General features: G+C 67.2%; 13 protein-coding genes. 9 read left to right on the top strand and 4 right to left on the bottom strand.

Annotated elements, in window-relative coordinates:
- From JO059_RS10530 to JO059_RS10520, 3 genes are all read left to right on the top strand, one after another.
- Positions 1 to 111, top strand: a 111-nt coding sequence (locus JO059_RS10530) for a DUF5302 domain-containing protein (protein ID WP_293316569.1), incomplete at its 5' end; no start/stop codon positions are given.
- A 179-nt stretch (positions 112 to 290) separates the two neighbouring features.
- A complete protein-coding gene (locus tag JO059_RS10525) occupies positions 291 to 899 on the top strand; it encodes an HhH-GPD-type base excision DNA repair protein (protein ID WP_293316565.1) in 609 nt (202 codons plus the stop codon).
- Complete coding sequence (locus JO059_RS10520) at positions 896 to 1,042, top strand: hypothetical protein (RefSeq protein ID WP_003875447.1); 147 nt, start codon at positions 896 to 898, stop codon at positions 1,040 to 1,042. Before JO059_RS10525 ends, JO059_RS10520 begins: the two co-directional genes overlap by 4 nt.
- Here the strand turns inward: JO059_RS10520 and JO059_RS10515 are convergent.
- The gene (locus JO059_RS10515) at positions 1,029 to 1,454 is read right to left on the bottom strand and encodes a MarR family transcriptional regulator (protein WP_293316414.1); all 426 of its coding nucleotides are present in this window, start codon (positions 1,452 to 1,454) and stop codon (positions 1,029 to 1,031) included. The two genes, JO059_RS10520 and JO059_RS10515, sit on opposite strands and share 14 nt — an antisense overlap.
- Before the next feature lie 51 nt (positions 1,455 to 1,505).
- Between JO059_RS10515 and JO059_RS10510 the strand changes: the two genes are divergently transcribed.
- Positions 1,506 to 2,120, top strand: a complete 615-nt coding sequence (locus JO059_RS10510) for a TIGR03086 family metal-binding protein (RefSeq protein ID WP_293316412.1) — start codon at positions 1,506 to 1,508, stop codon at positions 2,118 to 2,120.
- A 15-nt stretch (positions 2,121 to 2,135) separates the two neighbouring features.
- On the opposite strand, the gene JO059_RS10505 is transcribed toward JO059_RS10510, so the two are convergent.
- Complete coding sequence (locus JO059_RS10505; protein WP_293316410.1) at positions 2,136 to 3,167, bottom strand: hypothetical protein; 1,032 nt, start codon at positions 3,165 to 3,167, stop codon at positions 2,136 to 2,138.
- A 46-nt stretch (positions 3,168 to 3,213) separates the two neighbouring features.
- On the bottom strand, positions 3,214 to 3,879 hold the full coding sequence (locus JO059_RS10500) for a hypothetical protein (RefSeq protein WP_293316408.1): 666 nt from the start codon (positions 3,877 to 3,879) through the stop codon (positions 3,214 to 3,216).
- An 82-nt stretch (positions 3,880 to 3,961) separates the two neighbouring features.
- On the opposite strand from JO059_RS10500, the gene JO059_RS10495 reads away from it, so the two are divergent.
- Complete coding sequence (locus JO059_RS10495) at positions 3,962 to 5,314, top strand: mannosyltransferase (RefSeq protein WP_293316406.1); 1,353 nt, start codon at positions 3,962 to 3,964, stop codon at positions 5,312 to 5,314.
- Here the strand turns inward: JO059_RS10495 and JO059_RS10490 are convergent.
- Entirely contained in the window at positions 5,311 to 5,595 is a 285-nt protein-coding gene (locus tag JO059_RS10490; RefSeq protein ID WP_293316404.1) for a 4a-hydroxytetrahydrobiopterin dehydratase, read from the bottom strand. The two genes, JO059_RS10495 and JO059_RS10490, sit on opposite strands and share 4 nt — an antisense overlap.
- A gap of 26 nt (positions 5,596 to 5,621) precedes the next feature.
- Here JO059_RS10490 and JO059_RS10485 point away from each other — a divergent pair, with 26 nt between their 5' ends.
- From JO059_RS10485 to JO059_RS10470, 4 genes are all read left to right on the top strand, one after another.
- Positions 5,622 to 6,014, top strand: coding sequence for a (deoxy)nucleoside triphosphate pyrophosphohydrolase (locus tag JO059_RS10485; RefSeq protein ID WP_293316402.1), 393 nt, complete (start codon positions 5,622 to 5,624; stop codon positions 6,012 to 6,014).
- Between the two features lie 163 nt (positions 6,015 to 6,177).
- Positions 6,178 to 8,064: a translational GTPase TypA gene (gene typA / locus JO059_RS10480; protein WP_293316400.1), complete on the top strand. Its 1,887-nt coding sequence runs from the start codon at positions 6,178 to 6,180 to the stop codon at positions 8,062 to 8,064.
- A 45-nt stretch (positions 8,065 to 8,109) separates the two neighbouring features.
- Positions 8,110 to 9,996 carry an ABC transporter family substrate-binding protein gene (locus JO059_RS10475; RefSeq protein ID WP_293316567.1) on the top strand — a complete coding sequence of 629 codons (1,887 nt, stop codon included), beginning with the start codon at positions 8,110 to 8,112 and terminating at the stop codon, positions 9,994 to 9,996.
- 147 nt (positions 9,997 to 10,143) lie between these two features.
- Positions 10,144 to 11,212, top strand: a 1,069-nt coding sequence (locus tag JO059_RS10470; RefSeq protein WP_293316398.1) for a PE family protein, incomplete at its 3' end; no start/stop codon positions are given.

Genomic DNA, 11,212 nt, shown 5'->3' with positions numbered 1-11,212 from the left:
AAGAACGCCAAGTCCTCGGGCGGATCCGATCACAAGGACGGCGGCGACAAGCAGCCCAGGGCACACGGTCCGCTGGAGAGCCGCCGCGAATTCCGCCGCAAGAGCGGGTAATGACTTCCGTCCGGAACCTCATCGCCGGTTCCGGCGTCGCGCTGGAGGACTACGGGACGGACGTATTGAAGGCATCTCCGCACGGTGTGACCGCAACCGCGTCATCAATGTCGCAACGTAGGGCGTCAGACAGCCGGGTTTGGCTGGGCGGGTCGTCAGGGCGGTCCTAGACTGTCGGGGTGGCGAAACTGCAGTTAGCCCAGGACTCGGCCGCCGACGCGTTGCTTGAAGAAAATCCGTTCGCATTGCTGATCGGCATGCTGCTCGATCAACAGGTGCCCTTCGAGACCGCCTTCGCCGGACCGAAGAAGATCGCGGACCGGATGGGTCGGCTGGACGCCGCCGAAATCGCAGACTACGACCCGGACAAGTTCGTCGCCCTGTGCTCGGAAAGGCCTGCGATACACCGCTTTCCGGGATCGATGGCCAAGCGGATCCAGGCCCTCGCGCATATCATCGTGGACCGCTACGACGGCAATGCGGCCGGCCTGTGGACGGCCGGTGACCCCGACGGCAAGGAGTTGTTGCGGCGGCTCAAGGCACTCCCAGGTTTCGGCGAGCAGAAGGCGAAGATCTTTCTGGCTTTGCTGGGCAAGCAGTACGGCGTGACGCCGCCGGGCTGGCGGTCGGCGGCGGGGGACTTCGGCAAAGCCGGCACGCACTTGTCGGTCGCCGACATCGTCGACGCCCAGTCGCTGGCCCAGGTGCGCTCACACAAGAAGCAGATGAAGGCGTCTGCCACCGGGACGTCTGCCACCGGGAAAGGGAAGGGAAAGGCGACAACGTGAAGACGCACATAACATGCCCGTGCGGCGAAGCCATCGTCGGCAAGGACGAGGACGAGCTCGTCGAACTGACCCAGGCGCACCTTGCCAGCGTTCATCCGGGTCTGGAGTACGACCGCGACGCGATCCTGTTCATGGCGTACTAGCCAACTGACGCAGGACACGGAGGAACAGGCGACGATCGTCGGCCGATAGCCTTCCCAGCCAGCGTTCTTCGCCGCGCTGAATGTCTTCCTGCGCAGCATCTTTCACGGACCTGCCCGCCTCGGTCAGCGCCAGCAGGCGCACGCGCCGGTCGTCCGGATCGGGACGGCGCTCGATAAAACCTCGGTTCTGCAAGTCGTCGAGCGTGGGGATGATGCGCGTCTTGTCCGCGCCGATGGTTTCCGCGAGCGCGGCTTGGCTGCGTACCGGCGAGCGGTCTAGGGCGCACAGCACGATGTAACCCCACATGGACAGCCCGTGCGCTTCCAGCACGGGCACCTCGGCCGCGATCATTTCGCGTACCAGCGGCCCCATCAGCGCTGCCAGATCGGGACGCCTTGCGCTCGGTGCCATTCAGAAAGCGTAGCCGTTGACATATGATATACGGCTGAATATCGTAATCGAATGATTACTATCTCTGATGTTCGACCGTTTCACCGTATTGCCGTGCAGACTTCCGTCGACGTCGTTGCGGCTGTCGCGCCCGAAGACCTGCAGCGGCCGACGCCGTGCGCGGGCTGGAACCTCCTGGATCTGCTGTCGCACATGACGGTTCAGCACCACGGATTCGCGGCCGCGGCACGTGGCGGTGGCCAGAGCCCGCTCATCTGGGCGACGGACGGGGTGGCCGAGGCCGTTGCGGCCGATCCCGGCGGCACGTACGCCGCGGCCGCGGCCGAGGTTCTGGACGCGTTCGCCGCCGAGGGAGTGCTCGGCGCGACGTTCGCCCTTCCCGACTTTGGGCCGGGCGCCACCTTCCCGGGTGCGCTGGCGATCGGCTTCCACTTCGTGGATTACGTGGTGCACGGCTGGGACGTTGCGCGGAGCATCGGCTCCGCCTTCGCGCTGCCGGATGACGTCATCGCCGCGGTGCTACCGCTCGTGTTCGGCGTTCCGGACGGCGAGTTCCGCATGGTGGACGGTGCTCCCTTCGGCCCACCCGTCGCCGCGCCCGCCGGCGCAACCGACCTCGACCGCATTCTGAGCCACCTGGGCCGCTCGCCGGACTGGCGACCGTAGGAGCGTCGCCCCGCTCTACGGCACCACTGTCGAGCCGATGGTGGGCATGAACTGACACTGCTTTTCCTTGGTGGTGACCTGCCCGAAAATCGTCGACATGATGCTGCCCGAGCCGGTGTCGACGATGGCCGTCAACGTCGTCGGCCCGTCCGCATTGATGTCGGTGCGCGGCTTCAGCGTGACCGTTCCCGACTTGCCCGTGGTCAGGTTCACCCAGGTGACGTTCAACGGCAGCTTCTGCACCTCGGCCGGCCCGGGGGTGCCGACGGCGGTGAACACATAGGCGGTCTGCCCCGGGCCGGGGCCGGGCGCCGGAATCTTCGCCGGGCCCGCCACCGATAGCGCGGTCGCGATCGCGTTACTGCCGTCGGCAAGGCAATTCGTGCCGATCGACGGGTACATGAAGTCCTGGGTGGGCGGCGCATCGGGGCCGAAACCCGGCGCCGCGGCAGGGGCCGTGGCCGGCGCGGGGCCCGGCGCCGGTGCAGCGGTAGGTGCCGGTGCCGGTGCCGGTGCTGCGGACGGCGCGGGGGAGGCGGGCGCCGGCGCCGCTGTCGGTGGCGGGACCGGGGTGGGCGCAGCAACGGGTGCGGGACCCGCCGCGTGAGCCGGGTCGATCCCCGGCGGCAGGTGCGATTGCAGCCCGGGCTCCATTCCCGCCGGTGGCACGTGCGCCGCGGGGGCGTTCGCTGGCGGGTTGACTGCGCTCGGCCCGGGAGCCGGCGCACCGGGAACCGGCTGCCCCGGCTCCTGCACGAACTGATTCACCGACGCTGCAACGGTTTTGGACTCGTTAGGTGCTGCCGGATTGTGGGTGAAGGCTTGCGCAGCGGCCATCAGCAGTTGCGCCGCCTGCCCGGGATTGCCGGCCGCTTGCTGGATGATCGGGCTCAGCTCGGACAGGGCCGGCAGGCCCGGTAGCTGCTGGCCGGTGTTCGGCTGGGGCGCGGCCGGGTCGGCTGTCGCGCTCGGGCAAGCCCCAAGCGCGACAGCCGACGCCGTGACGAGAGCGGCCAAACCCGTTGTCAGGTTTCGAGTTGTTGCCACGGTTTCCTCCGGTCCTGGCTAGCGGGTTGGCCGTCGTACGGGCTGCTCAGGGGATGGCCGAAAGCAGCGGTGATAGCGGGCTGGTGGGAGCCGGCGCGGCCGGAGCCTGCCCCGTGGCCAGTGCCCGCAGATCCTGCGGGAGCGTCACTTGCGCGGGCATGTTGACCGGTAGGCCGGACGGCAGCGCCGGCATGTCGACCTTGGCCTGCGGAATCTGAGGGGCTGCCGGCGCGGCGGGAGCCGGCGGTGTCGACAACCCGGGGATGGCCGGCAGCCCCGGGATCGCCGGGGCGGCAGGGGCGGCGGGTGCCGCAGGCGCCTGCTGCCCCAAACCCGGGATGGCGTTAAGCCCCGGGATGGTCGGCGCCGCCGGGGCGGTGGGTGCGGCGGGCGAGGTAAGCCCGGACAGCCCCGGTATCGACGGGAGCACCCCCGCCGTGGACGCCGGTGAAGGGCCGGCGGCCGAAGGCAAACCCGGGAAGCTGATGCCGGGAGCGGCCGGCGCTGCCGGTGGGGTGGCGCCGAGGGCGGTAGCGAGGTTTTGCAAAATTTGCGGCGCGTTGGCCACCGAACTGATCAGCTGCTGCGGAATGTTCGGCATGGGCATCGGAGCCGGCGCCGGGTCGGCGTGGGCGATACCGCCCGTCAGTAGCGCTGCGCCCGACCCGACCACGACGGCGGCGGCACGCAGGTATGTCCACATGGTTGGCATGACTCTCCCTGGTTGTCGATGACTGGTCCCCGGCCGAAGTTACGTTGATACTGGTGGGACTCAAGTGACACGTGTGGCATTTATGGGATCGTTATGCATACGAGTGACGCCGGTGACCGACGCTAGAGTCGGGCAGATAGAGACCACCACTGACACCACAGCCGCCCACGCGGCACCCTTCACGCGGCGACTGGCGAATCGGCTCCAGGCGTCGGCGCCCGCGCTGTTGATCGCGAGCGTCGCCGCGCGGCTCGCCTGGACGTATCTGGCGCCAAACGGCGCCAACTTCGTCGACCTGCACGTCTACCTTGGCGGTGCCGCCGCAATCGACCATCCAGGCACCCTCTACCGCTACGTGTACGCCGACCAGACGCCGGACTTCCCGCTGCCGTTCACGTATCCACCGTTTGCGGCGGTCGTGTTCTACCCACTGCATCTGCTGCCGTTCGGCCTGGTTGCGCTTCTGTGGCAGATCGCGACGATGGCCGCGCTGTATGGCTGCGTCCGGATCAGCCAGCGCTTGATCGGTATCCCCCCGGGCACCGGGCGGCGCGTGGCGATGCTGTGGACGGCGATCGCTATCTGGACCGAGCCGCTGCGCAGCACATTCGACTACGGGCAGATCAATGTGTTGCTCATGTTGGCGGTGTTGTGGGCGGTCTACACCACCCGGTGGTGGTTGTCCGGGCTGCTTGTGGGCGTGGCGGCCGGAATCAAGCTGACGCCCGCGATCTGTGGCGTCTACTTCCTCGGCGCCCGGCGGTGGGCGGCGGCGGCGTGCTCGGCGGTCGTGTTCCTCGCCACCGTCGCCCTGTCGGCATTGGTTGTCGGGGATCAGACCCGGTACTACTTCGCCGACCTGCTGTTCGATGCGCAGCGGGTCGGGCCGATCGCCACCTCGTTCAATCAATCCTGGAGGGGCGGCATATCCCGGATCCTCGGCCACGACGCCGGATTCGGGTCGCTGGTTCTGGCCGCCCTCGTCGTCACGGCGCTGATGGCCGTCCTGGCCTGGCGGGCGCTGGAAGGGCGGGATCAGCTGGGCAAGCTGTTGGTGGTCGAACTGTTCGGCCTGCTGTTCTCACCGATTTCGTGGACTCACCACTGGGTTTGGCTGGTACCGCTGATGATCTGGCTGATTCACGGGCCGCCCCGTGAGCGCCCCGGCGCGCGGATCGTCGGCTGGGGCTGGTTGGCGCTTACCATCGTCGGCCCGCCATGGTTGCTGAGTTTCGCCCAGCCGACCATCTGGCAAATGGGGCGGCCGTGGTATCTGGCCTGGGCCGGGCTGGTCTACATCGTGGGGGCGGTGGCGACGTTGGTGTGGATCGCTGCCAGCCGTCGGCGCGCCGACATGAAGGCGGCGCCCGTCGGCGGGGCAGACGTCCGCCGGACGCAGGACGAAATAGACACCAAAGGCGTCTTGCCCGGCTAGCCGCCGACGATTCGGTCGATATCGTGCGCCATCGCGATGTCGTTGTTGGTAATACCGCCCTCCGAATGCGTTACGAGAGCGAAAGTTACTGTGCGCCAACGGATATCGATATCTGGGTGGTGATCCTTGCGCTCAGCGTGCTCGGCCACCCGGCGCACGGCATCAATGCCGTCGAGAAACGTCGGAAATTTGATCGACCGGCGCAGGGCGCCGTCGGCGCGCTCCCATCCGTTGAGGTCGGGCAGTGCGGCGTCTACTTCCTCATCGGTTAACACAGCCATCCCCCGACGGTATACCGTCACTGGCCATGCCGACCCAGATCGTGGTTGCGGGAGCCGTCATCTCCGGATCCGCGGTCTTGGTGGCACAGCGCGTCCGGCCCCCGGAGTTGGCCGGCCGCTGGGAATTGCCCGGCGGCAAGGTCGCGCCCGGTGAAACCGAGCGTGCCGCGCTGGCCCGCGAGCTGTCCGAGGAGTTGGGCTTGGCGGTCGGCGACATGGCGGTGGGTGACCGCCTCGGCGACGACATCTCGCTCAATGGCACCACGACGCTGCGCGCCTATCGGGTGCGGCTGATTCGCGGCGAACCGCATCCGCATGACCATCGGGCGCTGCGCTGGGTGACGGCGACCGAACTGCAGGACGTGGACTGGGTGCCTGCCGATCGCCGCTGGCTACCGGACCTGACGCGAGCGTTGTGAGCGAAAGTGCGCTCAGGGCGTTGCGTGTGCGCTGACGGTGGCGACACGCCCACCCGACGTGCCGCCACTGCACACTCAACGCCGCCACCGCACACGCAACGCCGTCGCGCCGGCGAATCCGCCCGGTTCGCTATCTATGGCGTCCGCTGCCAGAATCTCCGACGTGCCATTCCGCAACGTCGCCATCGTCGCGCACGTCGACCACGGCAAAACCACGCTGGTCGACGCGATGCTGCGGCAGTCGGGCGCCCTGCACGAGCGCGGTGAAGTCCAGGAACGTGTCATGGACACCGGCGACCTCGAGCGGGAAAAGGGCATCACCATCCTGGCCAAGAACACCGCCGTGCACCGTCACCACCCGGATGGAACCGTCACAGTCATCAACGTCATAGACACCCCGGGGCATGCGGACTTCGGCGGTGAAGTGGAGCGCGGCCTGTCGATGGTGGACGGGGTGCTCCTGCTGGTCGACGCCTCCGAGGGCCCCTTGCCGCAGACGCGGTTCGTGCTGCGCAAGGCGCTGACCGCCCATCTCCCGGTGATCCTGGTCGTCAACAAGACGGACCGGCCGGACGCCCGGATCGCCGAGGTGGTGGAGGCCAGCCACGACCTATTACTTGACGTCGCATCGGATCTCGACGACGAGGCGGCCGCGGCCGCCGAGCGTGCACTGGGTCTGCCGACGCTCTACGCGTCCGGGCGCGCGGGTGTCGCCAGCACGACGCAACCTCCCGACGGCCACGTGCCCGACGGCAGCAACCTCGACCCGCTGTTCGACGTGTTGATGGAGCACATCCCGCCGCCGTCGGGAAATCCGCAGGCGCCGCTGCAGGCGTTGGTCACCAATCTCGACGCGTCGCCGTTTCTCGGGCGGCTGGCCCTGATCCGGATCTACAACGGCAAGCTACGCAAGGGCCAGCAGGTCGCCTGGATGCGCGAAGTCGACGGGGTGCCGGTCATCACCAGCGCCAAGATCACCGAGTTGCTCGCCACCGAGGGCGTCGAGCGCAGCGCCACAGATGTCGCGGCCGCTGGGGATATCGTGGCGGTTGCCGGCATCCCAGAGATCATGATCGGCGACACGCTGGCCGATCCGGACCATGCCCACGCCCTGCCGCGCATTATGGTCGACGAGCCGGCGATCTCGGTCACCATCGGCACCAACACCTCGCCGCTGGCGGGCAAGGTGTCCGGTCATAAGCTGACCGCGCGAATGGTCCGCAGCAGGCTGGACTCGGAGCTGGTGGGCAACGTATCGATCCGGGTGGTGGACATCGGCCGGCCAGACGCTTGGGAGGTGCAAGGGCGCGGCGAACTCGCCCTGGCCGTGCTGGTGGAACAGATGCGACGGGAAGGCTTCGAGCTCACGGTCGGCAAGCCGCAAGTGGTCACCAAGACGATCGACGGCCAGTTGCACGAGCCGTTCGAGGCGATGACGATTGACTGCCCCGAAGAGTTCGTCGGGCCGATTACCCAGTTGATGGCAGCCCGCAAGGGCCGCATGGAGGAGATGACCAACCACGCAGCCGGCTGGGTCCGGATGGACTTCATCGTGCCCAGCCGCGGCCTGATCGGCTTTCGCACCGACTTCCTCACCCTCACCCGAGGGACCGGTATCGCGAATGCCGTCTTCGACGGCTATCGGCCGTGGGCGGGGGAGATCCGGGCCCGCCACACCGGCTCGCTGGTGTCCGACCGCTCGGGCGTCATCACGCCATTCGCGCTCATCCAGCTCGCTGACCGCGGGCAGTTCTTCGTCGAGCCCGGGCAGGACACCTATGAGGGAATGGTGGTCGGAATCAACCCGCGACCGGAGGATCTCGACATCAACGTCACGCGCGAAAAGAAGCTGACCAACATGCGGTCATCGACGGCGGATGTCATCGAGACATTGGCCAAGCCGCTCGAGCTCGATTTGGAGCGGGCCATGGAGTTCTGCGCGTCCGATGAATGCGTCGAGGTGACTCCGGAGATCGTGCGGGTGCGCAAGGTGGAACTCGATGCCACTGCCCGTGCCCGCAGCCGGGCGCGCGCAAAGGCCCGGGGTTAGCGTCGCGTGGTTAGCCGGGCCGTCGACCAGGCACTCGATACCCTGATGGGCGTGCCAAGACGAGCCCGCCGCCTTTTCCTGGTGGCCGGTGTCCTCGTCTCAATGGTCGGGTTGGTGCTGGCGGCCTGCAGCGTCAACCCGCCGCCCGCGCCCCAGAGCACCGATACGCCGCACGCCTCGCCGCCACCGCCACAGCGCCCCACGCAGATCATCATGGGCATCGATTCGATCGGTGCCGGGTTCAATCCGCATCTGCTGTCCGATCTTTCGCCGGTGAATGCGGCGATCAGCGCCCTGGTCTTGCCCAGCGCGTTCCGTCCGGTGCCCGACGCCAACGCGCCAACCGGCTCGCGGTGGGAAATGGACCCCACCCTGTTGGTGTCGGCGGACGTGACCAACCAGACCCCGTTCACCGTGACGTACAAGATCCGGCCCGAGGCGCAGTGGACCGACAATGCCCCGATTGCAGCGGACGACTTCTGGTATCTGTGGCGCCAGATGGTCAGTCAGCCCGGGGTGGTCGATCCGGCCGGATACGACCTCATCACCGGCGTGCAGTCCGTTGAGGGCGGCAAGCAGGCGGTGGTCACCTTCTCGCAGCAATATCCGGCGTGGAAGGAGCTGTTCAGCAACATCCTCCCGGCGCACATCGTCAAGGATGTGCCAGGCGGGTTCGCCGCCGGTCTGGCGCGGGCCCTGCCGGTCACTGGAGGGCAGTTTCGCGTGGAGAGCATCGACCCGCAGCGCGACGAGATCCTGATCGCCCGCAACGATCGCTACTGGGGTCCGCCCGCTAAACCGCCCGTGATTCTCTTCCGCCGTGCCGGCGCGCCCGCCGCGCTGGCCGATTCGGTGCGCAACGGCGATACCCAGGTGGCCCAGGTGCACGGTGGCTCGGCGGCATTCGCGCAGCTGTCGGCAATCCCCGATGTGCGGACCGCACGGATCGTGACGCCCCGGGTCATGCAGCTCACGTTGCGCGCTAACGAGCCGAAGTTGTCCGACGCCGACGTACGCAAGGCGATTCTGGGGCTGCTTGACGTGGGTCTGCTGGCGGCCGTGGGTGCCGGCAGCGACAACACGGTCACGCTGGACCAGGCCCTGATCCGTTCGCCGAGCGACCCGGGGTACGAGCCGACCGCACCGCCCGCGATGACCACCCCGGCGGCGCTGGCGTTGCTGGCGTCGGCCGGATATCAGGTCGAGAGCAACACTTCAGCGTCACCGGCGCCCACCCCGGCGAGCACCGCGACCCCAGAGGTTATCCGCGGTCGGATCAGCAAGGACGGCCAGCAGCTGTCGCTGGTAATCGGGGTGGCAGCGAACGATCCGACATCGGTCGCGGTGGCCAACACGGCTGCCGACCAGTTACGCAACGTCGGCATCGCCGCCAGCGTGCTGGCGCTGGACCCTGTGACGCTCTATCGCGACGCATTGAACAACAACCAGGTCGACGCGATTGTTGGCTGGCATCAGGCCGGCGGGAATCTCGCCACGTTGCTGGCATCGCGTTACGGATGTCCCGCGCTGCAGACGACACAGGTGTCGACCTCGAATGCGGCGGCCACTGGTTCCCAGGGCCCCGCCGTACCTACCCCGTCCGCGGGCACGCCCTCCTTGGCGCCGACACAGGCGCCGTCGACGCGTACCCCTGAGCCTGGAGCGCTGGTCCAAGCGCCGTCGAACCTGACCGGGATTTGCGACCGCAGCGTCCAGTCGAACATCGACGCGGCTCTGAACGGAACCAAAAACATCGCCGATGTCATCAAGGCGGTCGAGCCGCGATTGTGGAACATGTCGACCGTCTTACCGATCTTGCAGGACACCACCATCGTCGCTGCCGGACCCAGCGTGCAGAACGTCAGCCTGTCCGGGGCGGTTCCGGTCGGCATAGTGGGCGATGCCGGCCAATGGATCAAAACCGGGCCATAGCGAATTCTCTAGATGGCATTTACAAAGTCGATTGCGAAAATGCATATTTTCACGAGGACGTGACGTTACGCTCCGTTTGTTCGGTAACCCGCAGGCTGGGCCACTGGGGAGAGCGGTCAGTTTGCGTCAGACGGGGGAGGTTTCGCCATGCCGTTTTTGATCGCTGTACCGGAGCTAATTGCCGACGTCGCAAAGGATTTAGCGAATATCGGTTCGATGGTCGGTTCGGCCAATAATGCGGTGGCCCCCGCGACGACGGGACTCCTACCCGCGGCCGCCGATGAGGTTTCAACGCAAATCGCCGCATTATTTTCCACGCATGCGGCGGGCTACCAAAAGCTGAGCGCGCAGGCCGCCGCATTTCACCAGCAATTCGTCCAGAATCTCAGCGCGGGCGCGGGGACGTACGCCGCCGCCGAGGCCAACGCGGTGCAGACCCTGGCGGCTGAGGCGCCCTCTCCGGGGGCGAGGTTGAGTGGTGGACTGGCAGGGCTGGGGGCCACCCTGAGTGCCGATCTTGCCGGCGTGGAAGCTTCGCTCAGCGTTTCGGGCATTAGGGGTGGTCTCAATGCTGGACTGCCGGGACTGCCGGGCAACCTTGCGCAGCTGCAGGTGATGGAAACCACGTTCAACAATGCTGTGCTCACCAGTGAGCTCAACGTCAACGCCTCGGTGGTGGGCGCGGAGACGGCGTTGGAGACCTCTCTCTTCGGCGGTACCGGTGCGCTTGGTGGGGTGATCGACAATTTCTATAACTTCTGGAATGCGGTGCTGGGAACCGGTGAGGCGACCTTCGACAGCCTGTTGGGTGTTCCGTTCCCGTCGGCTTTCCTGGCCGCCCACCTTGTGGTTGGTGCGCCGGGGGTCGCTATTGGCGGCGGTGGGCTCGGTGGCCTGATGGGTGCCGTGGACACCAAGTTCTTGTGGGACCTCGGGGTCATTGGTGTGCCCACCGCGGTGACCGGTGGTGTGGTTGCTGGTCTTCCCGCGCTCGGAGCGGGGCTACTGGCGGCACCGGTGGCGGGGTTGCAGGCAATTGCGACGCTGCAGGCCGGGGCGCTGGCCAACTTCGTTACCGCGGAGACCACCTTCAATGCCAACTTGCTCAACAACGAGCTGGCTTTGGAGGCAAGTGTTTTTGGGCCCAACGCGTTCAACGGCGCGCTGGACCGGATGTTCAATGTTGGCAACCTGGCGTTGCTGACCAGCGAGCAAA

This window comes from Mycobacterium sp. (assembly GCF_019247615.1).
GTDB lineage: Bacteria > Actinomycetota > Actinomycetes > Mycobacteriales > Mycobacteriaceae > Mycobacterium.
The sequence above is the reverse complement of the archived record's forward strand: the minus strand, read 5'-3'. Positions and strand labels throughout refer to the sequence as shown.

Bases quoted from the DNA above. Each gene is read 5' to 3' on its own strand.
- JO059_RS10515 (WP_293316414.1), bottom strand. From the start codon at position 1,454: ATGGCACCGAGCGCAAGGCGTCCCGATCTGGCAGCGCTGATGGGGCCG.
- JO059_RS10510 (WP_293316412.1), top strand. From the start codon at position 1,506: ATGATTACTATCTCTGATGTTCGACCGTTTCACCGTATTGCCGTGCAG.
- JO059_RS10500 (WP_293316408.1), bottom strand. From the start codon at position 3,879: ATGCCAACCATGTGGACATACCTGCGTGCCGCCGCCGTCGTGGTCGGG.
- JO059_RS10495 (WP_293316406.1), top strand. From the start codon at position 3,962: ATGGGATCGTTATGCATACGAGTGACGCCGGTGACCGACGCTAGAGTC.
- JO059_RS10490 (WP_293316404.1), bottom strand. From the start codon at position 5,595: ATGGCTGTGTTAACCGATGAGGAAGTAGACGCCGCACTGCCCGACCTC.
- JO059_RS10485 (WP_293316402.1), top strand. From the start codon at position 5,622: ATGCCGACCCAGATCGTGGTTGCGGGAGCCGTCATCTCCGGATCCGCG.
- JO059_RS10475 (WP_293316567.1), top strand. From the start codon at position 8,110: ATGGGCGTGCCAAGACGAGCCCGCCGCCTTTTCCTGGTGGCCGGTGTC.